The 23062-nt window shown below is 66.3% G+C and carries 20 protein-coding genes and 5 tRNA genes; 20 read left to right on the top strand and 5 right to left on the bottom strand.

The annotated features are described in order from the left end of the window. Positions 1-340: 340 nt before the first annotated feature. From ppk2 to hemA, 4 genes are read right to left on the bottom strand one after another with little or no spacing between them, the layout of a single operon-like run. Positions 341-1123 (bottom strand): polyphosphate kinase 2, encoded by a 783-nt coding sequence (gene ppk2, locus N5C18_RS21180; RefSeq protein ID WP_049455893.1) that lies wholly within the window; start codon positions 1121-1123, stop codon positions 341-343. A gap of 46 nt (positions 1124-1169) precedes the next feature. Beyond that, positions 1170-2876 (bottom strand): tetratricopeptide repeat protein, encoded by a 1707-nt coding sequence (locus N5C18_RS21175; protein WP_279945545.1) that lies wholly within the window; start codon positions 2874-2876, stop codon positions 1170-1172. Between the two features lie 5 nt (positions 2877-2881). Beyond that, complete coding sequence (gene prfA, locus N5C18_RS21170; protein ID WP_271261640.1) at positions 2882-3964, bottom strand: peptide chain release factor 1; 1083 nt, start codon at positions 3962-3964, stop codon at positions 2882-2884. Continuing rightward, positions 3942-5225, bottom strand: a complete 1284-nt coding sequence (gene hemA / locus N5C18_RS21165) for a glutamyl-tRNA reductase (RefSeq protein ID WP_053448874.1) — start codon at positions 5223-5225, stop codon at positions 3942-3944. The genes prfA and hemA overlap by 23 nt, the downstream gene beginning before the upstream one ends. A 63-nt stretch (positions 5226-5288) precedes the next feature. On the opposite strand from hemA, the gene N5C18_RS21160 reads away from it, so the two are divergent. From N5C18_RS21160 to N5C18_RS21120, 9 genes are all read left to right on the top strand, one after another. After that, the gene (locus tag N5C18_RS21160; RefSeq protein WP_187299798.1) at positions 5289-6974 is read left to right on the top strand and encodes a tetratricopeptide repeat protein; all 1686 of its coding nucleotides are present in this window, start codon (positions 5289-5291) and stop codon (positions 6972-6974) included. Beyond that, positions 6971-7630, top strand: a complete 660-nt coding sequence (lolB, locus tag N5C18_RS21155) for a lipoprotein insertase outer membrane protein LolB (protein WP_279945544.1) — start codon at positions 6971-6973, stop codon at positions 7628-7630. Before N5C18_RS21160 ends, lolB begins: the two co-directional genes overlap by 4 nt. After that, positions 7627-8496 (top strand): 4-(cytidine 5'-diphospho)-2-C-methyl-D-erythritol kinase, encoded by an 870-nt coding sequence (gene ispE / locus N5C18_RS21150; RefSeq protein WP_279945543.1) that lies wholly within the window; start codon positions 7627-7629, stop codon positions 8494-8496. The genes lolB and ispE overlap by 4 nt, the downstream gene beginning before the upstream one ends. Positions 8497-8507: 11 nt before the next feature. After that, positions 8508-8584 (top strand) — tRNA-Gln (locus N5C18_RS21145). 140 nt (positions 8585-8724) lie between these two features. Continuing rightward, positions 8725-9684, top strand: a complete 960-nt coding sequence (locus tag N5C18_RS21140; protein ID WP_005415400.1) for a ribose-phosphate diphosphokinase — start codon at positions 8725-8727, stop codon at positions 9682-9684. Positions 9685-9793: 109 nt separating this feature from the next. Continuing rightward, positions 9794-10411, top strand: a complete 618-nt coding sequence (locus N5C18_RS21135; protein WP_008268775.1) for a 50S ribosomal protein L25/general stress protein Ctc — start codon at positions 9794-9796, stop codon at positions 10409-10411. A gap of 48 nt (positions 10412-10459) precedes the next feature. After that, positions 10460-11038, top strand: a complete 579-nt coding sequence (gene pth / locus N5C18_RS21130) for an aminoacyl-tRNA hydrolase (RefSeq protein WP_008268208.1) — start codon at positions 10460-10462, stop codon at positions 11036-11038. Positions 11039-11178: 140 nt separating this feature from the next. Further along, positions 11179-12270 (top strand): redox-regulated ATPase YchF, encoded by a 1092-nt coding sequence (ychF, locus tag N5C18_RS21125; RefSeq protein ID WP_279945542.1) that lies wholly within the window; start codon positions 11179-11181, stop codon positions 12268-12270. Positions 12271-12929: 659 nt separating this feature from the next. Then, positions 12930-13556 (top strand): hypothetical protein, encoded by a 627-nt coding sequence (locus N5C18_RS21120; protein ID WP_279945541.1) that lies wholly within the window; start codon positions 12930-12932, stop codon positions 13554-13556. 69 nt (positions 13557-13625) lie between these two features. On the opposite strand, the gene N5C18_RS21115 is transcribed toward N5C18_RS21120, so the two are convergent. After that, a complete protein-coding gene (locus tag N5C18_RS21115) occupies positions 13626-16364 on the bottom strand; it encodes a TonB-dependent receptor (RefSeq protein ID WP_279945540.1) in 2739 nt (912 codons plus the stop codon). Positions 16365-16534: 170 nt separating this feature from the next. Here N5C18_RS21115 and N5C18_RS21110 point away from each other — a divergent pair, with 170 nt between their 5' ends. The 11 genes from N5C18_RS21110 (at position 16535) to rplA (ending at position 22982) form a co-directional block, all read left to right on the top strand. Beyond that, positions 16535-17554 carry a cyanophycinase gene (locus tag N5C18_RS21110; protein WP_279945539.1) on the top strand — a complete coding sequence of 340 codons (1020 nt, stop codon included), beginning with the start codon at positions 16535-16537 and terminating at the stop codon, positions 17552-17554. 105 nt (positions 17555-17659) lie between these two features. Then, the gene (locus tag N5C18_RS21105) at positions 17660-18676 is read left to right on the top strand and encodes an isoaspartyl peptidase/L-asparaginase (RefSeq protein ID WP_279945538.1); all 1017 of its coding nucleotides are present in this window, start codon (positions 17660-17662) and stop codon (positions 18674-18676) included. A gap of 137 nt (positions 18677-18813) precedes the next feature. After that, a tRNA-Tyr gene (locus N5C18_RS21100) sits at positions 18814-18899 on the top strand. A 24-nt stretch (positions 18900-18923) separates the two neighbouring features. Then, positions 18924-18997 (top strand) — tRNA-Gly (locus tag N5C18_RS21095). Positions 18998-19046: 49 nt separating this feature from the next. Next, a tRNA-Thr gene (locus N5C18_RS21090) sits at positions 19047-19122 on the top strand. Positions 19123-19163: 41 nt separating this feature from the next. Then, on the top strand, positions 19164-20354 hold the full coding sequence (gene tuf / locus N5C18_RS21085; protein WP_004154360.1) for an elongation factor Tu: 1191 nt from the start codon (positions 19164-19166) through the stop codon (positions 20352-20354). Between the two features lie 102 nt (positions 20355-20456). After that, positions 20457-20532 (top strand) — tRNA-Trp (locus N5C18_RS21080). Positions 20533-20581: 49 nt separating this feature from the next. Continuing rightward, a complete protein-coding gene (gene secE / locus N5C18_RS21075; RefSeq protein WP_004154361.1) occupies positions 20582-20995 on the top strand; it encodes a preprotein translocase subunit SecE in 414 nt (137 codons plus the stop codon). Positions 20996-21005: 10 nt separating this feature from the next. After that, a complete protein-coding gene (gene nusG, locus N5C18_RS21070) occupies positions 21006-21566 on the top strand; it encodes a transcription termination/antitermination protein NusG (protein ID WP_004154362.1) in 561 nt (186 codons plus the stop codon). A 284-nt stretch (positions 21567-21850) separates the two neighbouring features. Further along, positions 21851-22279, top strand: coding sequence for a 50S ribosomal protein L11 (rplK, locus tag N5C18_RS21065; protein WP_004145248.1), 429 nt, complete (start codon positions 21851-21853; stop codon positions 22277-22279). A gap of 4 nt (positions 22280-22283) precedes the next feature. Further along, on the top strand, positions 22284-22982 hold the full coding sequence (gene rplA / locus N5C18_RS21060; protein ID WP_004154350.1) for a 50S ribosomal protein L1: 699 nt from the start codon (positions 22284-22286) through the stop codon (positions 22980-22982). Positions 22983-23062: the final 80 nt, after the last annotated feature.

Below are 23062 nucleotides of genomic sequence, written 5' to 3'. Positions count from 1 at the left end.
CGCCTTCGACAGATCTCGGCGATCTGCCCGCTCTTCTGTAGAGCCGAGCCATGCTCGGCTCAGATCTCACAGATATCGAAATATTCGATTTTGATTGGGATTCATCCACACACAGAGTGGATCCATCAGATCGCAGAAATCTGTCAGAGGTGGGGCGGTGTCGGAGTGCGGGGTGTCCGCGGCATGGATGCCGCGGCCAAGCCCCCAGGGATGGGTTCACGGCGTCCCCGCACTCCGGCACCGCCCCGCCATCCCACAGGAAGCTCGCTTCTGCTGTTGCTGTTGCCGGCCAGCGGCCGGCACTACCACGGGTGCAGGGCGCAGCCCTGCCGAACAAACCCTATTCCTCGACCGGGAAGTCCTCGATCGGCTTCAGCACATCGTAGTGCTCGCGATGCAGCTTGCCCTTCAGCTTCGGCAACTCGGGCAACGGCGCATCCACCCGCGTGTCCGGCAACCGGTCCAGCAGGTTGCGCACCAGCGTCAGCCGGCCCAGCCGCTGGTCGTTGAAATCCACCAGCGTCCACGGCGCGCCTTCGCGATGGGTGGCGCGCAGCATCGCCTCGCGCGCTTCGGTGTAGGCGCTGTACTTGCTGCGTGACTTCAGGTCGACCGGCGACAGCTTCCAGCCCTTCAGTGGATCGATGTGGCGCTCGGCAAAGCGCTTTTCCTGCTGCTCCTGGTCCACACACAGCCAGTACTTGAACAACAGGATGCCGTCGTCCACCAGCAGCTGTTCAAACACCGGCGCCTGGCGCAGGAACTGCTGGTACTCGGTCTCGCTGCAGTACCCCATCACCCGCTCGACGCCGGCGCGGTTGTACCAGCTGCGGTCCATCAGCACGATCTCGCCGGCGGCGGGAAGGTGCGATGCATAACGTTGGAAATACCACTGCGTGGCCTCACGGTCGGTGGGCTTGGGCAAGGCCACCACCCGGCACTGGCGGGGGTTGAGATGCTGGCTGATGGCCTGGATCGCGCCACCCTTGCCCGCCGTATCCCTGCCTTCGAACAGCACCAGCAGGCGTTGGCCACTGTGCTGCACCCAGCGCGCCATCGCGGTCAGTTCCAGCTGCAGCGGCAGCAGCAGTTCGTCGTACTCCTTGCGCTTGAGCTTTGCCATCGTCACACCACGCGGGAAGGAAGCCCGAGCGTAGCGCAGGTGGTGCTCAGGTTCTGTCGACGCCGCGCCAGCCGTGCTCACCGGCGAACTGCTGCAGCAGCGCTGACAGGTCGCGGGCGAAGCCGGCCATGTCGAACAGGCCGCTGTGTTCGCGTGCCTGCGCCAGCTCGGCGCGCAGCGCGGCCAGCGCCGCCGGGTCGTTGCCCAACGCACTGGCGGTGGCGATGAACGCTGCATCATCGGCGACGTTCATCCGGGCCAGGCCGAGGTGATGGTTGAGGCTGCCGGCCACCCGCGCGGCGAAGGTGTCGCCGGGGCAGGTCAGCACCGGGCAGCCGGCCCAGAGCGCATCGGAGGCGGTGGTGTGGGCGTTGTACGGATGCGTGTCGAGGAACAGATCGGCCAGCTGATAGCGGGCCAGGTACTGCGGATGCGGCAACTTGGCCATGAACACCAGGCGTGCCGGGTCCAGGCCCGCGTTCTGCGCAGCCGCCCGCAGCCGTGCATCGGCCTGGCCCGGGCCGGACAGCAGCCACAGCACGCTGCCAGGCACCGCCTGCAGTACGGCGAAGGCGCGGCCCATGCTGCGCGGGTTGAGCTTGTAGCTGTTGTTGAAGCAGCAGAACACCACGCCGCGTTCGGGCAGGCCGCACTCGGCACGCGTCGGTGCGGACTCCAGCACACGGGTGTTGTCCGAAGGCTGGAAGGCGCGGGGCAGGCGCAGCACGCGTTCGCTGTAGTGCGGTTGCAGTGATGGCGGAAGGGTGAAGTCATCACCGATCACTGCATCCATCCACGGCGCTCCGGACGTGCCTGGATAGGCCAGCCAGTTCAGCTGCAGCGGGGCAGGGCGCATGGCCAGCACCTCCGGCGTGCCGCCACCACCCCAGCCGCGCAGGTCGAACAACAGGTCGATGCCCTGCCCGCGGATGCGGGTGGCCGTGTCGGCATGACGCAGGCCGGCCACGTCGTGCAGTTGCGTCGCCACCTGCAGTCGTTGGCGGATACGGCTGCCATCGTCGCGGTTCAGCGCGAACAGATGCAGCTGCAGCGCAGGGTCGTCGCGCAGCTGCTCGAACAGGGCCACGGTCAGCAGCCCGGTGGGATGGGCGCCGAATCCGTTGGAGAGGAAACCAACCCGCAGCGGGCCCTGGGTACGCACCGTTACCGGTGGCAGCGGTCGCACCGAAGCGGCTACGGCGGATGCACGCGCGCGCGCACAGGCCAGCTGCTCGGCGGCGGAAGCGTCTTCGCTGAGGAAGGCGAACGGTTCGACCACGCCTTGTCCGGAGGCAAGTGCACTGCGCACCTGCGCGGCCATTGCGTCCACGTCCTGCCAGTCACACAGGCGACGCTGCCAGGCCAGGCGTTGTGCGGCGATGTACGGCTCGGACGGCATCAGTGCGTGCGCGCGTCGATACGCCGCCGCCGCGCCTTCGGCATCATCGGCATCTTCCAGCGCGTGGCCCAGCCACAGCGCGATGCCCGGGTGCTGCGGTGCCAGGGCGGCAGCCTGGCCAAGCAGCGTCGCGGCGTCGGCATGCGCGCCGGCCATCCATGCCACGCGACCCAGGCGCGCCAGCGCTTCGGGATGGTTCGGGCGCAGCTGCAGCGCGCGTCGTGCGGCCTGCTCGCCGGCGGCGATGTCGCCGGCTTCCAGTTCCAGGTCGGCCAGCATCACCCAGGCGACGAAATCGCTGGGCTGGCGCGCGATCGCCTGTTGCAGGTGCTGCCGCTGCTGCCAGGCGGACACGCGACTCAGCCCGCCGACAGCTGGGCCAGGGCGTCGACCTGGTGTTCGTGGCTGAGCCGCTGCAGCAGCGTGTCGAGGTCGCCGGCCAGGATGTTGGGCAGGTCGTACAGGGTCAGGCCTTCCACGCGGTGGTCGGTGATCCGCCCCTGCGGGAAGTTGTAGGTACGGATCCGCTGGCTGCGGTCACCACTGCCGACCTGCAGGCGCCGCGACTCGGCCTGCGCCGCGTCCTGGCGCTGGCGTTCGGCGTCGAGCAGCTGCGCCTTCAGGCGCTTCATCGCCTTGTCGCGGTTGGCGTGCTGGCTGCGTTCGGTCTGGCATTCCACCACCACGCCGGTCGGCACGTGGGTGATGCGGATGGCCGATTCGGTCTTGTTGACGTGCTGGCCACCGGCACCGGAGGAGCGGAAGGTGTCCACCTTCAGGTCGGCCGGGTTGATGACGATGTCATCGACTTCGTCGGCCTCGGGAATGATCGCCACGGTGGCGGCCGAGGTGTGGATGCGGCCCTGCGATTCGGTGGCCGGTACGCGCTGCACGCGGTGCGTGCCCGATTCGAATTTCAGGCGCGAGAACGCACCACGGCCGACCACGCGCGCCACCACTTCCTTGTAGCCGCCGTGTTCACCCGGGTTGTCCGACTCGATCTCGACCTTCCAGCCCTGGCGCTCGGCGTAGCGGGCGTACATGCGGAACAGGTCGCCGGCAAAGATCGCCGCTTCGTCGCCGCCGGTGCCAGCGCGCACTTCCAGGAACAGGTTGCCTTCGTCGCGCGGGTCGCGCGGTACCAGCAGCAGCGCCAGCTCCTGTTCCAGTTGCTGCAGGCGCGTCTGCGCGGCGGCGATTTCCTCGTCGGCCAGCTCGCGCAGGTCGGGGTCGGCGCGCATGCCTTCGGCGGCGGCCAGGTCGGCCTTGGCGCGGGCCTCATCGGCGAGTGCGGCAGCGACCGGTTCAAGTTGGGCGAATTCGCGCGAAAGGTCGCGGAAACGGGTGTTGTCGGCGACCACATCGGGTTCGGCGAGCAGGCGTTCCAGTTCTTCGCGGCGCTCGGCCAGCGCTTCCAGCTTACGGCGCAGGGTCGGCGTCATCGGGTCTCACGGGTGGGTGGCGGTAACCCGGCGTGGCCGGGAACAGGCGCTCGGCGGCGCGGGTCAGGTCGGCATCGCCGCTCAGCGCGGCGGCGCGCAGGGCGGCGGTCGGTGGATGCAGCAAGCGGTTGGTCAGGCCGTGGGCCAGCAGTTCCAGTACTTCGTCGGCCGGCTTGCCGTTGGCCAGCTGCTGGCGGGCACGCTCCAGCAGCTCGGTGCGGGTGGCCTCGCCGAATGCGCGCAGCTGCCGCAGCGGTGCCTGGTGGGCGCTGGCCTGCTGGGTCTCGATGAAGCGCGATACCTGCAGGTCGATGATGGCTTCGGCCTCGGCGGCCGCCTCGCGGCGGCCACGGCGGTTGTCTTCCACCGCGCGTTCGAGGTCGTCGACGGTGTAGAGGAAGGCGTCATTGAGCGTGCCGACCTCGGCCTCGATGTCGCGCGGCACGGCCAGGTCGAACAGCAGCATCGGCTTGTGCCGGCGCGCGCGCAGGGCCTTGGCCACCATCTCGCGATGGATCACCGGTTCGCGTGCGGCGGTGGCCGAGAACACCACATCGGCCTCGCCCAGATGGCGGTCCAGTTCGGTCAGCGGCAGGGCCACCCCGCCATGGCGGGTGGCCAGTTCCTGCGCGTGGGCGAGGGTGCGGTTGGCGATCAGCAGCCGCCGTACCTTGCCCTCGCTCAGGTGCCGCGCGGCCAGTTCGATGGTCTCGCCGGCACCGACCAGCAGCACGGTGGAATCGTCCAGGCGCGCGAACGCGTTCTGCGCCAGGCGCACCGCAGCCGACGCCACCGACACCGGGTTGGCGCCGACCTGGGTATCGGTGCGGGCGCGCTTGGCCACCGAGAAGGTCTGCTGGAACAGGCGGTCCAGGCGCTGGCCGAGCAGGCCGTGGTCACGCGCGGTCGACCAGGCATCCTTCACCTGGCCCAGGATCTGTGGTTCGCCCAGCACCATCGAATCCAGCCCGGTGGCAACCCGGAACAGGTGGCGCACCGCATCGGCGTCGGCATGCTGGTACAGGTAACCCTGCAGGTCGCCGGCCTGGGCATGCAGCCACTGGTCCAGCGCCTGCGCCGAATCGGCCACGGCGTACAGCTCGGTGCGGTTGCAGGTGGACAGCAGCACTGCCTCGGCGATCTGCGGGGTATCGCGCAGCGAACCGAGCGCGCGCGGCAACGCCTCACCGGCGAAGGCCGCGCGCTCGCGCAGCTCTACCGGTGCGGTCTGGTGATTCAGTCCGAGCACCCACAGGGTCATTGTTCAGTTGCTTGCGATAAGCTGCTGGCCATTGGACGACATTTTAAGGCCCCGATGCCGACGATGCCCGCATTGATTCGCATCCCCAGTGTTCTGCTGCTGTCCCTGGCCTGCGGCCAGGCCCTGGCGGCGGTGCCGGCCAAGGCCCCCGTACGGGCCGCGGCCACTGAGGAACTGGCGCTGGAACCGGTGATGGCCGGTGAGTTCGCGCTGCAGGCCGGCAAGCTGGCCGAGGCCGCACGCGGATACCTGCAGGCGGCCCAGCAGACCGACGGCGATGCCGGCCTGGCCGAGCGTGCCACCCGCATTTCCATGCTCGCCAACGACGATGCCAGCGCCGCCAAGGGCCTGGCCCTGTGGCAGCAGCGCGCGCCCAGCTCGCTGACCATGCGCAGTGCCGCCGGTGCGCTGGCCATGCGCCAGGGCGATGTGAAGGCCGCCCGCGCCGAGTTGCAGGCCCTGCTGGCCGACCCTGATGAACGTGGCTGGAAGTTCGCCCTGGCCGCGCTGATCGGCGGTGGCCGCGATCCGGCGGTGCCGGCGCAGGTGCTGGGGGAGCTGGTCGATGCCAACGCCATTCCGCCGAAGATCGAGGCCTGGCAGGAATTTGGCCGCCTGGCCCTGCGCATGGACAAGCCCGAGCTGGCGCGGCGCATGATCGACGAAGTGGTCAAGCGGTTCCCCGAGGAGCCGCGCGTGGCGCTGCTGCGCGCCAGCCAGCTGCAGCAGGCCGGCGAGACCGACAAGGCGTTGTCGCTGCTGCACGACGTCGAGCCGAAGACCCGCCAGGACCCGGAACTGCGCAACGCGGTGGCCATCGCCTACGACAGCCTCGGCCAGCCGTCCGCGGCCGAGCGCGTGCTGGCGTTCGGCCCGCAGGACGTGCAGACCTGGGGCATGCGCGCCTCGCTGCTGGCCAAGCAGGGTGACAAGGCCGCGCTGTCCAACCTGTACAACGAACTGTCGCGGCAGGCGGCGAAGCCGGACCCGGCGCAGCGCCTGCTGCTGGGCAAGATCGCCGAGTACCTGAAGCGCTATCCCGAGGCGGTGCAGTGGTATCACAGCGTGCCCGGTGGCGATGAGCTGAGCGAGGCGCGCCTGCGTGCGGCCAATGCGCAGGCGTTGGCCGGGCGCCTGCCGCTGGCGCTGGATGAAGTGCACGCGATCCAGTCCGACGCCGTGGTCGACGACGATGTGCGCCGCGATGCCTACCTGCTGGAGGCCGAGCTGCGCCAGCGCGCCGACGACAGTGCCGGTGAACTAGACGCGCTGGCCCGCGGCCTGGCCGCCTACCCGGATGACAACGGGCTGCTGTACGCCCGTGCGCTCACCTGGGAGCGTCGTGACGACATTCCGCGTGCCGAGGCTGACCTGCGCAAGATCCTGGTGACCGACCCGGAGAACGTGCCGGCACTGAACGCGCTGGGCTACACCCTGGCCGACCGTACCGGTCGTCTGCAGGAGGCGCTGGAACTTATCGACCGCGCCCGCGTGGCCGAGCCGGACAACGCGGCCATCGTCGACAGCTACGGCTGGGTGCTGTATCGCCTGGGCCGCAAGGAAGAGGCCCTGGTGCAGCTGCGCCGTGCCTGGACCCTGGCCAAGGACCCGGAGATCGCCGCCCATGTCGGTGAGGTGCTGTGGGTGCTGGGCAAGCATGACGAGGCCCGCCACTTCTTCGAGGAAGCGGCCAAGCTCGACCCTGAAAACCGCGCGCTGTTGCGCGCCCGCGAGAAATTCAATCCATGAGTGTTCCCTTTATCCGGCCGCTGCTGTTGGCGGCCGTGACCCTGGCGGTCAGCGCGTGCACGACGGTGGGCACGCAGAAGACGGCGGCCCCGGCCGTGGTCGAGACGGTGTCGGCCGAAGCGGCGCAGGCCGAGGCCGCGCGCGTGGCGGCGCTGCAGGCGCAGCCGGACTGGGCTTTCCAGGGCCGGGTCGCGGTCAGCAAGGGCAAGGACGGTGGCAGCGGCCGCATCGACTGGAAGCAGGACGGGCGCCGCTACGTGGTTGAGCTGAGCGCGCCGGTGACCCGGCAGAGCTGGAAGCTGACCGGCGATACCCATTCCGAGGCCGGCCGCCTGGAAGGACTGGCCGGGGGGCCGCGTGATGGCGAGGACGCCCAGCAGCTGCTGCTGGAAGCGACCGGCTGGGACATCCCGGTCAACCAGTTGCCGGACTGGATCCGTGGCCTGGTGGCCGGGGATGCCGCCGGCCCGGAGAAGGTCGAGCGTGACGGTGAAGGCCGGCCGCGCCGCATGCAGCAGATGGGCTGGCAGGTGCAGTATCTGGACTGGTACCCGGCCGAGGGCGGACGCCCGGCGCTGCCGCGCCGGATCGAGGCCGGCAATGGCGACGCCAAGGTGCGCCTGCTGGTGGACCAGTGGGGACAGGGCGCACCATGAATGGTGCAGCCGACGACGCGGGCTGGTCCTGGTGGCCAGCCCCGGCCAAGCTGAACCTGTTCCTGCACATCACCGGCCGCCGGGCCGATGGCTACCACGAGCTGCAGACCGTGTTCCGCCTGCTGGACTGGGGTGATCGTATCGGGCTGCGCTTGCGTGAAGACGGCCAGGTGCGCCGGCAGGGCGAGGGCCTGGCGGGCGTGGCCGAGGCCGATGACCTGGCGGTGCGTGCCGCCAGGTTGCTGAAAGAGACAGCCAATATCGCGCAAGGCGCGGACATCATCGTCGAAAAGCATGTTTCCGCCGGTGGCGGTTTCGGCGGGGGCTCATCGGATGCGGCCACCGTACTGGTCGTGTTGAACCGGCTCTGGCAGGCCGGCCTGGACGAAGACGCGCTGGCCGCGCTGGGCCTGCGCCTGGGGGCCGACGTGCCGGTATTCGTGCGTGGCCGCAACGCCTGGGCCGACGGGGTAGGCGAGCGGCTGCAGCCGATCACGCTGGCTCCGGCCTGGTATGTGGTGGTCGAGCCGGGCGTTCACGTTCCCACGCCGGCCCTGTTCGCAGACCCGGATTTGACGCGCGACAGCCCAGTGGCGAAAATAGAGGACTTCGCTTCCGGGACCCTGGTCGGGAACGCGTTCGAACCGGTGCTGCGCCGCCGTGAGCCTGCCGTCGAGGCCGCGCTCGCAGCGTTGAGCGGCATCGGCTCCGCGCGGCTGACCGGTTCGGGAAGTGGTTGTTTCGTCGAGTTCGCATCGCAGGCTGCCGCAGAGCAGGGACGGTCGAAGTTGCCGAAGGAGTTGCGGGCAAGGGTGGCAGCGGGCGTTGCGCGTTCGCCACTGCTGGATGCACTCGAGCAACACTGATTTATCAATGCAGGGGCGTCGCCAAGAGGCCCAAGGCACCAGGTTTTGATCCTGGCATTCGTAGGTTCGAATCCTACCGCCCCTGCCAATAGCGGCTGTGTCCGCGCCTTCCAGCGCATCGCCTGCGCGGGACGTGGAAACAACCGCGGTGTTGTCAGCAGCAAGGGTCCATGAGGGTCCTTGCCGACTCCGGATCCCCGCCACTCGTCCCCGCCCGAGACAATCATGATGCAAGAGTCCCCGAACCTGCTGGTCTTTTCCGGCAACGCCAACAAACGTCTGGCGCAGAACATCTGCAAGGAACTGGGGGTTCGCCCGGGCAAGGCGCTGGTCTCGCACTTCTCCGATGGTGAAGTGCAGGTGGAGATCGAAGAGAACGTCCGCAAGCAGGACGTGTTCGTGATCCAGCCGACCTGCGCGCCGAGCGCGGAAAACCTGATGGAACTGCTGGTGCTGATCGACGCGCTCAAGCGCGCATCGGTGGCCAGCGTGACCGCCGTGGTGCCGTACTTCGGCTACTCGCGCCAGGATCGCCGCATGCGTTCCTCGCGCGTGCCGATCACCGCCAAGCTGGCGGCCAAGATGTTCAGCACCGCTGGCGCTGATCGCGTGCTGACCGTCGACCTGCACGCCGACCAGATCCAGGGTTTCTTCGATATTCCGGTCGACAACGTGTACGCCTCTCCGCTGCTGCTGGCCGACATCTGGCGCGCCTACGGCACCGAGAACCTGATCGTTGTGTCGCCGGACGTGGGCGGCGTGGTCCGCGCCCGTGCGGTGGCCAAGCGCCTGGATGACGCCGACCTGGCGATCATCGACAAGCGCCGCCCGCGCGCCAACGTCTCCACCGTGATGAACATCATCGGTGACGTCGAAGGCAAGACCTGCGTGATGGTCGATGACATCGTCGATACCGCCGGCACCCTGTGCGCCGCTGCCGCTGCCCTCAAGGCGCGCGGTGCGCTCAAGGTCGCCGCCTACTGCACCCACGCGGTGCTGTCCGGCCCGGCGGTGGACAACATCACCAATTCCCAGCTCGACGAGCTGGTGGTGACCGACACCATCCCGCTGAAGGACGCCGCGCGGGTGTGCAGCAAGATCCGCCAGCTGAGCGTGGCGGAAATGCTGGCCGAAACGATGCGCCGCATCGCCTTCGGCGAGTCGGTCAGCTCGCTGTACGTCGATTGAGTTTTCGCCCCCGCCGGCAACGGTGGGGGCATACCCCGGATGCTTCTGGTCGCGGAAGCATCTTCAACCGCCACGCCGCAAGGCGCGGCAACAACCTGAGTAGTCGAAAATGTCGAAGACCCATGAAATCAAGGTCACCAAGCGTGAACTGCAGCGTAAGGGTGCGAGCCGCCGCCTGCGTCACGCCGGTGTGATCCCGGCCATCGTGTACGGCGGCAACGCCGAGCCGGTCGCCATCAGCCTGGACCACAACGAAATCTGGCTGGCCCAGCAGAACGAGTGGTTCTATGCCTCGATCCTGGACCTGAACCTGGACGGCCAGGTGCAGAAGGTCCTGCTGCGTGACATGCAGCGCCACCCGTACAAGCAGCTGATCATGCACCTGGACTTCCAGCGCGTGAACGAGAACGAAGCCCTGACCGCTTCGGTCCCGCTGCACTTCATCAACGAAGACACCTCGCCGGCCGGCAAGGCTGCCGACGTCGTGGTCACCCACGAACTGAAGGAAGTGACCATCAGCTGCCTGCCGAAGGACCTGCCGGAGTCGATCGAAGTCGACCTGGCCGACCTGGCCGCTGGCGACGTGGTGTACCTGTCCAACATCAAGCTGCCGAAGGGCGTGGAAATCCCGGCCCTGGCGCTGGGCAAGGACCACGACGACGCGATCGTCACCGCCAAGCACGGCAAGGAAGACGCTGCCGACGCTGAAGCTCCGGCTGCCGAGTAATGCAGTGACGGTGCCTGCCTTCGGGCAGGCACCGTTCTGGAAGGAACCATGGCAGGACTGCGACTGATTGTCGGTCTGGGCAACCCCGGATCGGAACACGCCCGGACCCGGCACAATGCCGGGTTTCATTTCGTTGAGGCCCTGGCTGAAAAGGCCGGTGCGCGATGGAATGTGGACAGCAAGCTGTTCGGTGAGACCGCCAAGGTCGAGATCGCCGGGCAGACGGTGTGGCTGCTCAAGCCCGCCACCTTCATGAACCTCAGTGGCAAGTCGGTCACCGCCGCCCAGCGGTTCTGGAAGATCGAGCCGGAGGAAACCCTGCTGGCCCATGACGAACTGGACCTGGCGCCCGGCGTGGCGCGGCTGAAGTTCGACGGCGGCCATGGTGGCCAGAACGGCCTGCGCGACACCATCCGGTTGCTCGGCCACGGCAAGTTCCATCGCCTGCGCGTGGGCATCGGCCATCCCGGGCACAAGGACCGCGTGGTGGGTTGGGTGCTGGGACGCCCGTCCAAGGACGATGACGTGCTGATCGCACGCGCCATCGACGATGCCATCGACGTGATGCCGCTGGCGGTACAGGGTGATTTCAGCGAAGCGATGAAGCGGCTGCACACCCCGAAATAAAAGGTAGGTACCGACCGTTGGTTGGTACGGAAACAGGCGGCCGGTAGGTACCGACCGTTGGTCGGTACGGAGAATGATTGGAAAAGCAGCACCCATGCCGCTGCTTTCCCAATCACTTTCACCCCAGAGAGCTGTCACCCATGGGTATCAAATGCGGCATCGTCGGCCTGCCCAACGTCGGCAAGTCGACCCTGTTCAACGCGCTGACCAAGGCGGGCATCGCCGCGGCGAACTTCCCGTTCTGCACCATCGAGCCGAACGTCGGCATCGTGCCGGTGCCGGACCCGCGCCTGAACGAACTGGCGGGCATCATCAACCCGCAGAAGGTCATTCCGACCGCGGTCGAGTTCGTCGACATCGCCGGCCTGGTGGCCGGTGCCGCCAGCGGTGAAGGCCTGGGCAACAAGTTCCTGGCGCACATCCGCGAAGTCGATGCGATCACCCACGTGGTGCGCTGCTTCGAGAACGCCGACGTCATCCACGTCAACAACAAGGTCGACCCGATCTCGGACATCGAAACCATCGATACCGAGCTGGCCCTGGCCGACCTGGACAGCGTCGAGAAGGCGCTGAACCGCGCCGAGCGCGCCGCCAAGGGCGGCGACAAGGAAGCGGCCGCGCGCAAGCCGGTGCTGGCCAAGCTGCAGGCGGCGCTGTCCGACGGCAAGTCCGGCCGTTCGGTCGGCCTGGACGAGGAAGAGAAGGCGCTGGTCCGTGACCTGTTCCTGCTGACCCTGAAGCCGGTGATGTACATCGCCAACGTGCTGGAAGATGGTTTCGAGAACAACCCGCACCTGGACGCCGTGCGCGCCCATGCCGCCGCCGAAGGCGCGCAGGTGGTGCCGGTGTCGGCCGCGATTGAAGAAGAGCTGTCCCAGCTCGACGACGAAGACCGCGACACCTTCCTGGCCGACCTCGGCCTGAGCGAGCCGGGCCTGAACCGCGTGATCAACGCGGCCTACAGCCTGCTCGGCCTGCAGACCTACTTCACTGCTGGCGTGAAGGAAGTCCGCGCGTGGACCGTGCGCAGGGGTGCCACCGCCCCGCAGGCCGCCGCGGTCATCCATACCGACTTCGAGAAGGGCTTCATCCGCGCTGAAACCATCGCGTATGACGACTTCATCAAGTACAAGGGCGAAGCCGGCGCCAAGGAAGCCGGCCGCCTGCGCCTGGAAGGCAAGGAGTACCGCGTGCAGGAAGGCGACGTGCTGCACTTCCGCTTCAACGTCTGATCCAGCGGCATCGGATCGACGCCGGACGCCCCGCCTTGTGCGGGGCGTTTGCGTTTCCGGTATCGGTTTCGGGCGTGGACAAAAATTGACCATGCTCCGGAATGGCTGCGGTGCAAGGCTCGCACGCACTTGTCCACACCAAACCCCCACCGCTTTCCACGCCCAATGTGGAAAACCGTGGGGTCGGAGCCCTTTCCGCAGGAAAGGGTTCCGACCCCGATCAGTGCTTTCGAATCGTGGACAAAAATTCGCCACGCCTCAAAATGCCTGCGGCGCAATGCTCGCACCCACTTGTCCACATCAAGTTCCCATCGCTCTCCACGTCCCGTGTGGAAAACAATCACGGTGATGGATAAAAAATCACCACGCGTGGAAACGCCTGCACTGCAAGCCTCGCGGCCACTTGTCCACACCAAGTTCCCATCGCTTTCCACGCGTGGTGTGGAAAACCCACATGCCATGGCAGCCATCAATTTCGGATTCATTGCATGTAGCACTGGATGGTGTTGCTTCAGACTATCGGCTGACCCTTCCACTCATACGGGCGCGCGATGTCATGCCTGCGCGCTATCCGGAGAATCTCCATGGCACCCCGAGCGTACTGGTGGATAGTTGCGATCCTTCTCGTCGGCCTCCTTCTGGCTTATGGATATCGATCCATGGTCGCGCGATCCGAGAAGGTCGGAGGAAGCGCGGCAGCACTGGAGTGCAGTGAGGTCATCATGCTGAGTGCAATGCGCGAATGGCTCCAACCCGAAGCGGATCTCAGCGAGAGCCAGGGTATCTACCTGGACGCCGTCGACGCCGCAGACGAGGAAGCACTGCTCGCCTACGCGGCATTGGCGCGCATCTGCCCTTGGCCATCGGGGCGGGGCGCCAATGAGGAAAGAGCCCTTGCCGAACGGCTCGCCCAGATCGCATCCGGTTTCATCCTGGAGGGCAAGCTTGAGGCTGGCACCTATGTGCTGGCCGAGGCCGCAGGTGGCTCTCGCGGCGACGAAGTGATCACCGTGTCACCGGAGCATCTTTCGCTGCTGCGAGGCATGAACACCCGGGCGCTGGGGCGGGCGGTGATGCTCATGGACAGCAAGCGCCCGTACGGGGATATGTCGTACTTCTACATCGACATGGCCCGCACGCTGGGCGAACCGGTTCCGCTGGACGCAAGCGGCAGAGCATCGTTCCTGCCGGAGGTCATCGCGCGGTATGACGAGCTGCATGGGCAGATGCTGGGCGTGGTGCGTGTTTTCTGGCGCTTTGCAGAACCGGCGCAGTCCGGGGTCTGAGGCGGCTCCGCCAAGAAAGACGGAGGCTTGCGCCTCCGTCCTTCCTGCATCCAGTACGACCGACTGCGCTTACAGCGCGCTGCCGCCGAACTTGTGGGTGTACTGCAGATTGATCGTGCGGCCGACGCTGTCGAACCAGGACACGTCGTAGTACGGGTACGCGGTGTACGTGGCGTCCTTCGGCGGCATCTTGTTGAACACGTTGACCACCGACAGCGACAGGCGCGAATGGTCGTCGAAGCGGTACTGCAGCGACGCGTTGTAGCGGTAGGTCGCCTTCACGTACGGGCTGTCACCGCTGTCCCACTTGAACACCTGGTCGTAGTTGTCCGAGGTCGGCAGCTTGCCCAGGCGCGAGCCGTAGACCGTGGCCGACCAGGCGTCCTTCTCCCAGGTAACGCTCAGGCTGGTCTTGGTGCGCGGGATGTCGAAGCCGCTGTTGACCGCGAACTGGTCCAGGGTCGGGTCGCCCGGGTAGCGCTGGAAATCGTGCTTCTTCACCCAGGTGTGGGTGCCGTTGAGGATGAAGTCGCCGATCCCGGTCTGCAGGCGGTAGCGCAGGCCCACGTCGATGCCGGAGGTGGACTCGCGGGCAACGTTGATCGGGGCCACGCGCACGCCGTACAGGCGGCCATCGCTGGTACGGGTGATGCGGTCGAGCGCATCCACGCAGGTCGGCGAATTGATGTCGGCGCTGCCCAGGCGGCAGTTTGCTTCATTGGCCAGGATCGTGCGCACGTCCATGTCCTGCACCTGCTTGCGCATGTCGATGTCGAACCAGTCCACCGACAGGTCCAGGCCGATCGCCGGCGACCAGACGAAGCCGGCGCTCCACGACGTGCTGGTTTCCGGATCCAGCTGGCGGTTGCCGGTGCGGCTGCGGATCAGGTTGCGCTCGTAATCCGAACAGTCGCTGGCGCCTTCGAGGCGACAGCTGTACAGGTCTTCGGCGCTGGTCTCGTCGTTGCCCGGGCCGGCGAACACGTAGTGCAGGTCCGGTGCACGGAACGCGGTGCCATACGAACCACGCACCAGCAGGGTGTCGATCGGGCGCCATTCCAGGCCGCCGCTCCAGGTGGCCTTGCCGATGGTGTGGCCCGAATAGCGGTACTGGTCGTAGCGACCGGCCACGCTCAGGTTGACCGTCTCGTGCAGCGGCATGCGCAGCTCGGCCGCAGTCGCCCAGCGGTTGCGCGAACCCTGGCCGTCCGAGTCCTTCCAGCTGTAGTAGTAGTACTGGGTGGCCAGCGGATCGGGATTCAGCGCGTAGGCCTGCTGGCCCACTTCCACGGTCGCGGCAAAGCCGGCATCGCCGCCCGGCAGGCCGAACAGTGCCGAGTTGGTCACGGTGAACGCGGCCGTCTCGGTGCGCGACTTCGGCGAATACGTGGTGCGTGCGGCGATCGAATCGTACTCGGCGCGGGTCAGCGGCCGGTACAGGCGCGACGGGTCGGCGTTGTAGATCGGGAAGCCGTCATCGTCCACCCCCAGCTGCGGGCCGAGGAACAGGTCATTGGCCTTGGAAGCGATGATCTGCGCCCAGCTGATCCGCGACTGGTACTGGGAGTGGCTCAGCGCCGCCTCGTAGTCCCAGTTGCCGGCCAGGTTGCCCTTGAAGCCGGTGGTCACGCTGAAGGTCTTCTGCGTGCTGCGCACCATCGCATTGCGCAGGCCGCCCATTTCCTCGGGCGAGAACTGGCGCTGCCAGAATTCGATTTCGCCGGTGGCCTGGTTGTTGAAGTAGCCCGACTCGTCACCGTTGGCATCCATCCGGCCCCACTTGGTGACGTCGCGCATCAGCGACATCGTGTGGTAACCCAGCTGCACGTCGGCGAACCACTGCTGGCCATTGTCGAAGTCGTAGCTCAGCGAGGCGTAGCCGTTGGCGCCGCGGCGCTTGCTGAGGATGGTGCCGTAGCCGATCGACGCGTCGCTGCCACAGTAGTAGCCGTACTTCGGGCGGAAGGCGCGGTAGGTGCTGCCCTGGTTCTGCCCGGCCAACGCCTCGCAGGTCGCGGCGCCCGGGTCCAGGTAGTCGTCGTTGTAGTCGGTGCGCAGGTAGGCGCGGCGCGCGATGCGCGAGCCCTCGGTGGGGCCATCCTGGGTTGAATCCTGGATGTCGCGCTCATAGGCCCACAGCGGGGTCTGCGATTGCAGCTCAACGCTGTACACGGCGTTGAAGTTGCCGCGGCTGAAGCCGCTGGCCAGGCTCATGTCGAACGACTCGCCACCGCCCTCGCTGGTGGTGCCCATGCGCGTGTCGATCGTGGTGCCGTCGGCCTTCTTCTTCAGGATGAAGTTGACCACGCCGGCGATCGCGTCGGAGCCGTAGATGGCCGAGGCGCTGCCGGTCAGCACTTCGATGCGCTCGATCATGCCCAGCGGAATGTTGGAGACGTCGGTGAAGTTGCTGCGGCCCTTGAACGGCATCGGGAAGTCGGCGATGCGACGACCATTGACCAGCACCAGCGTGTGGTTCGGGCCCAGGCCGCGCAGGTCCACCTGCTGGGCGCCCGGCGAGAAGTCGGCGCCGCTGGACGATTGCTGGCTCTGGGTCTCACCGCCGTTCTGGGTCATCGACCGCAGCACGTCCGGCACGGTGGTGAAGCCGCTGGAACGGATCTGCTCGGCGCTGATCACCGTGATCGGGGCGGGACCTTCCACCTGGGCGCGCGGAATGCGCGAACCGGTGACCTGCACCGCATCCAGTTGTTGAACCGAAGAGGAAGCCGGTGCCTGGGCCGCCGCGGAAGCAGCCACGCCCATCAACGCCAGCTGGATCGACCACGCCATCGCCTTTCTACGCATGAGGAATTCTCGAAAATGAAGCCGGCCCGCAGAGGAGGGGCCATGTCCCCCATTCAGATTTCCGGAATGGGCGCGCGCATTTAACGCCTTTTTTATGTCCTTGACTACTGGCTTCCTATCTGGCAAAGAGTGAAAACGCTTGCAAGTCGATTTTGTTCAGGGAGATCAAGATGCGACGCCTCCTCCGCGCCCTGCGAGGGCCTTCCCTCTGGCTGGCCTGCCTGGTTCTGGCGTGGCCGCTCGCCACCCCGGCGCAGGATCTGCAGAGCCCCGGCTTTGCCTACTACGAAGTGGGGGACCTGGAGGCGCCGAGGCCCGGCCCGCGCGCGCCGGCGATGATGCTGATGGGCGGCGGCGAATGGGTGCCGGAGGCATTCCAGTGGTGGCTCAGGCAGGCCGGCAACGGCCGCGTGTTGATTCTGCGTGCCTCCGGCCGCGACGAACTGCAGGACCGCCTGTACCGGGAGATCGGCGGTACCACTGCAGTGCAGACCCTGGTCTTCGACAGCCGCCGCGGCGCCGACGATCCGGCCGTGCTGCGGGTGGTTGCGGCGGCCGATGCCATCTTCATCGCCGGCGGTGACCAGTCGCGTTACATCCGCTTCTGGAAGGGCACCGCGCTCAACCGCGCGCTCAACGCCCACGTACGCGCCGGCAAGCCGATCGCCGGTACCAGCGCAGGCCTGGCCATCCTTGGCGGCTATGCCTATGGCGCGATGGACGGAGGCAGCATCACTTCCGCCGGTGCGATGGCCGACCCGATGGGCAGCGCGGTCACCATGGACAGTGGCTTCCTGCAGATGCCCTACCTGCAGCGGGTGGTCACCGACACCCACTTCGAAAAGCGCGATCGCCTTGGCCGCCTCATCGTGTTCGTGGCCCGTGCCGCGCAGGACAGTGGCGACCCCGACATCGTCGGTATCGGCGTCGACGAGGACACGGCGCTGTGCGTGGAGCCGGATGGCCAGGCCCAGGTCTACAGCGCCGACGGCGAGGGCAAGGTGTGGGTGGTCAGCCCCGGGCGTGATGCCGACCGCCTGGTCGAAGGCGAGCCGCTGCGCTTCCATGCCGTGCCGGTGACGGTGGTCGGCAGTGGCAGCCGCATGCGGCTGGATGACTTCGAGGCCGAGGCCGACTACCAGGCCGTCGCCGACGTCAGCGACGGCGATATTGAGTTCACGCTTCGGTAGCGCCGGCCGCTGGCCGGCAACTCACCTTTCCTGATGCGCCCCTTGCCGGCCAGCGGCCGGCACTACCATGCAATCCATTCATTCGTCCTGCTGGAGACGTACCCGATGAAACTGCGTTTGGCGCTGTCCGCGCTGCTGTCCCTGCCCCTGCTTGCCCAGGCTGCACCGGCCACTTCGCCGCTGCTGGTCATCCATGGCGGCGCCGGTGTCGAGCGCAAGGATCTGTCGCCGGCCGAAGAGAAGGCCGCACGCGAAGCGCTGCGCGCCGCGCTGCTGAAGGGGCACGCCGAGCTGGCGGCCGGGCGCCCGGCATTGGCCGCGGTCACCGCGGCGATCACCGTGCTGGAGGATGACCCGACCTTCAATGCCGGCAAGGGCGCGGTGTTCACCCATGACGGCCACAACGAGCTGGACGCAGCGGTAATGGATGGCGCAAGCCAGGCGGCAGGGGCTGTGGCCGGTGTGCAGCGGGTGCGCAACCCGATCCTGCTGGCGCAGACCGTGATGCAGAAGTCCAGGCACGTGATGATGGTCGGGCAGGGCGCCGAAGCCTTTGCGGTGGAGCAGGGCATGACCCTGGTCGATCCGTCGTACTTCCGCACCGACAAGCGCTGGCAGCAGCTGCAGCGGGCGTTGAAGGAAGAGGCCAGCGGCCAGGCGCATGCCGACCTGGAGACCGCGAAGCACTTTGGAACCGTGGGCGCGGTCGCGCTCGACGCGCAGGGGCACCTGGCCGCCGGCACCTCCACCGGCGGCATGACCAACAAGCGCTACGGGCGTGTGGGCGACTCGCCGATCATCGGCGCCGGCACCTGGGCCGATGCCCGTTGCGCGGTGTCGGGCACCGGCTGGGGCGAGTACTACATCCGCACCGCCGCCGCACATGAGATCTGCTCACGCATGCGCTACCAGGGGCAGACACCGGAGCAGGCCGGCAAGGGCGTGATCAACGAGGCGATTCCGCAGATGGGCGGCGACGGTGGTGCGATCGTGCTGGCCGCAGACGGAAAAATGGCCACGCCGTTCAACACCCAGGGCATGTATCGGGGCTGGATCGGCGCCGATGGTGTACCCCATGTCGCAATTTTCGCCAGCGAGACCCTGCCGGTCCCAGGGCAATAACCTTGCGTATCAATGGGTTTGCGACAACGTGTGAAAAAGATGGAAAAAAGCGTTGACAGGCCCCCGTCCCATCAGCAGAATAAGCGGCTCACCACCACACACCGCAACGCTTCGGCGGCAACGGAATGGGGTGGTAAGGAGGGATACCCAAGCGGCCAACGGGGGCAGACTGTAAATCTGCTGGCTTACGCCTTCGGTGGTTCGAATCCACCTCCCTCCACCAGTTTCACGTTGTGACATTCCCGGCGCGGGAGTAGTTCAATGGTAGAACCTCAGCCTTCCAAGCTGATGGTGCGGGTTCGATTCCCGTCTCCCGCTCCATTGAATGAACTTTGAATATTATCGAGTTCATGTCATAATGCAAAACTCGGCTCACGTAGCTCAGTCGGTAGAGCACTTCCTTGGTAAGGAAGAGGTCGAAGGTTCGATTCCTTTCGTGAGCACCATCTTAAGCATCACCTCTCAGACGAATTCGAGATAAGCAGCCATGGCCAAGGGTAAGTTCGAGCGCACCAAGCCGCACGTCAATGTCGGCACCATCGGTCACGTCGACCACGGCAAGACCACGCTGACCGCCGCACTGACCAAGATCGGTGCCGAGCGCTTCGGTGGCGAGTTCAAGGACTACTCCTCGATCGACGCCGCGCCGGAAGAAAAGGCGCGTGGCATCACGATCTCGACCGCGCACGTCGAATACGAATCCCCGGTCCGTCACTACGCCCACGTCGATTGCCCGGGCCACGCTGACTACGTCAAGAACATGATCACCGGTGCCGCCCAGATGGACGGCGCGATCCTGGTGTGCTCGGCCGCTGACGGCCCGATGCCGCAGACCCGCGAGCACATCCTGCTGTCGCGTCAGGTCGGCGTGCCGTACATCGTCGTGTTCCTGAACAAGGCCGACATGGTCGACGACGCCGAGCTGCTCGAGCTGGTCGAGATGGAAGTGCGCGAGCTGCTGAGCAAGTACGACTTCCCGGGCGACGACACCCCGATCATCGCCGGTTCGGCCCGTCTGGCGCTGGAAGGCGACCAGAGCGACATCGGCGTGCCGGCCATCCTGAAGCTGGTCGACGCCCTGGACAGCTGGATCCCGGAGCCGGAGCGCGCAATCGACAAGCCGTTCCTGATGCCGGTGGAAGACGTGTTCTCGATCTCGGGCCGCGGCACCGTGGTGACCGGTCGTATCGAGCGCGGCGTGATCAAGGTTGGCGACGAAATCGAAATCGTCGGCATCCGTCCGGTGCAGAAGACCACCGTGACCGGCGTTGAAATGTTCCGCAAGCTGCTGGACCAGGGTCAGGCAGGCGACAACGCTGGCCTGCTGCTGCGCGGCACCAAGCGTGACGACGTCGAGCGTGGCCAGGTCCTGGCCAAGCCGGGTTCGATCAAGCCGCACACCAAGTTCGAAGGCGAAGTGTACGTCCTGTCGAAGGACGAAGGCGGCCGCCACACCCCGTTCTTCAACGGCTACCGCCCGCAGTTCTACTTCCGCACCACCGACATCACCGGCGCAGCTGCACTGCCGGAAGGCGTCGAAATGGTGATGCCGGGTGACAACGTCAAGATGGTCGTCACCCTGATCAACCCGGTGGCAATGGACGAAGGCCTGCGCTTCGCCATCCGCGAAGGCGGCCGTACCGTCGGCGCCGGCGTGGTCTCGAAGATCATCGAGTAAGCCTGCAGTACCGGTGGTTGCATAGCGCCGCCGGTTACGCGAATGGCGGGCCGGGAACCTCGGTCCGCCTTCGCCGTCTAAGGGAAGGCAAGTTTTAAACGTACGCCAGTAGCTCAATTGGCAGAGCAGCGGTCTCCAAAACCGCAGGTTGGGGGTTCGAGTCCCTCCTGGCGTGCCATCTGCCCACCTTATCCAGCGGCCTGGGCCGCTAAAGCAGACACAGCCGGATGAATAGCAAGATCGAACACTCCAAGGACAACTCCGCCCACGGTGGAGATATCGTCAAGTATGTCGCCGCATCGCTGCTGGTGCTGGCCGGTCTGTTCGTCTGGTTCTGGTTCTCCGCCGACTCCGGTCGCGCCGCCCAGCTGGGTGCGTGGGCGGGTCAGCTGCGTGCGTTGGCGGTCGTGGTCGGTCTGGTTGGCGGTATCGGCGTGTTCATGCTGACCGGCAAGGGGCGCGACACCCGCGAATTCCTCTCCGAGTCGCGCTTCGAACTGCGCAAGGTGGTCTGGCCGACGCGCCAGGAAGCCATCCGCATGACGTGGGTCGTGATCGTCGTGGTGCTCATCCTCAGCCTGCTGCTGGGTGGCTTCGACTTCCTGATCCAGAAACTGACTCAGTGGTTCCTGAGCCGCTAAGGAGAATTGCATGAAGCGTTGGTACGTCGTTCACGCCTATTCGGGCTTCGAGAAGTCGGTGGCGCAGGCCCTGCGCGATCGCATCGTCCGTGACGGCATGGAAGAGCGCTTCGGCGACGTCCTGGTCCCGACCGAAGAAGTGGTCGAGATGCGCGCTGGCCAGAAGCGCCGTTCCGAGCGCAAGTTCTTCCCGGGTTACGTGCTGGTCCAGATCGAGACCCACGAAGAAGCCGGTATTCCGCGCATCGACAACGAAAGCTGGCACCTGGTCAAGGAGACCCCGCGCGTGATGGGCTTCATCGGCGGTACCGCCGATCGTCCGCTGCCGATCGCCGATTCCGAGGCCGAAGCCATCCTGAATCGCGTTCAGGAAGGTGTCGAGAAGCCGCGTCCGAAGGTGCTGTTCGAGCCGGGCCAGATGGTCCGCGTTACCGATGGCCCGTTCAACGATTTCAATGGCGTCGTCGAAGAGGTCAACTACGAGAAGAGCCGTCTGCGCGTCTCGGTGCTGATCTTCGGTCGTGCCACCCCGGTCGAGCTCGAGTTCGGCCAGGTCGAGAAGGCCGTCTGACCTGATATGTAGAGTCGAGCTTGCTCGACTTTCCGTTCAGTCGAGCAGGGTCGACTCTGCAGATGGAAACCGGGCTTGGCCCGGTTTCTTCCGTTTACGTGCCGCTTCAGGCATGTGAAGAAAAAACCTGATATAGTGCGCGGCTCCCCGCTGGGAAGCCAGCAGGACGAGGCCACCGCAAGGTGGCCTTCGGCGTGATTTCAAAACGCGATGCCGGGACGCGTGATTCCCGGTCCGATGGGGAGCCTGTTGTCGAAAGGCGCTAGCACCCGGAGAGCACTCACATGGCAAAGAAAGTTGTCGGTTACATCAAGCTGCAGGTGAAGGCCGGTCAGGCCAACCCCTCGCCGCCGGTCGGTCCTGCGCTGGGTCAGCGTGGTCTGAACATCATGGAATTCTGCAAGGCGTTCAACGCTGCCACGCAGAAGCTCGAGCCGGGTCTGCCGGTTCCGGTGATCATCACGGCCTACTCGGACCGTACGTTCACCTTCATCACCAAGAGCACCCCGGCTACCACCCTGCTGAAGAAGGCCGCTGGCATCTCGTCGGGCTCCAAGCGCCCGAACACCGAGAAGGTCGGCAAGGTCACCCGTAAGCAGCTGGAAGAGATCGCCAAGGCGAAGGAACCGGATCTGACTGCCGCCGACCTGGACGCCGCCGTGCGTACCATCGCTGGCTCTGCCCGTTCCATGGGCCTCGTGGTGGAGGGTTAATAAGATGGCACAGACCAAGCGTGAGAAGGCCATCAAGGCCGCCGTCGTTCCGGGCAAGGCATACGCCTTCGAGGACGCGATCAACATCCTGAAGAGCGCCACCAAGGCCAAGTTCGTCGAGTCGATCGACGTTGCCGTGCGCCTGGGCGTCGATGCGAAGAAGTCCGACCAGCAGGTCCGCGGCTCCACCGTGCTGCCGGCCGGTACCGGCAAGTCGGTCCGCGTCGCCGTGTTCGCTCCGGCCGGTGCCAAGGCTGACGAAGCCCTGGCCGCTGGCGCCGAAGCCGTCGGCATGGATGACCTGGCCGAGAAGATGCAGGCCGGCGATCTGAACTACGACGTCGTCATCGCGACCCCGGACGCCATGCGCGTCGTCGGTAAGCTGGGCACCGTGCTGGGCCCGCGCGGCCTGATGCCGAACCCGAAGGTCGGCACCGTTTCCCCGAACCCGGGTGAAGCCGTGAAGAACGCCAAGTCGGGTCAGGTCCGTTACCGCACCGACAAGGCCGGCATCATCCACTGCACCATCGGCAAGGCCGACTTCGCCGAAGACGCGCTGAAGTCGAACCTGACCGCGCTGCTGCTGGACCTGATCAAGGCCAAGCCGGCTACCTCGAAGGGCACCTACCTGCAGAAGGTTTCGGTCAGCTCGACGATGGGCCCGGGCGTCACCGTCGACCAGTCGTCGCTGACCCTGAAGTAATTGTTTGAAGCGGTCACGGTGCCCTGGGTGCCGTGACCGTGACATTTGAAGGCATCGCTGGCAGTGCATCGCCCGCGGTA

This window comes from Stenotrophomonas sp. GD03930, from assembly GCF_029839665.1.
GTDB classification, from domain to species: domain Bacteria; phylum Pseudomonadota; class Gammaproteobacteria; order Xanthomonadales; family Xanthomonadaceae; genus Stenotrophomonas; species Stenotrophomonas forensis.
The sequence above is the reverse complement of the archived record's forward strand: the minus strand, read 5'-3'. Positions and strand labels throughout refer to the sequence as shown.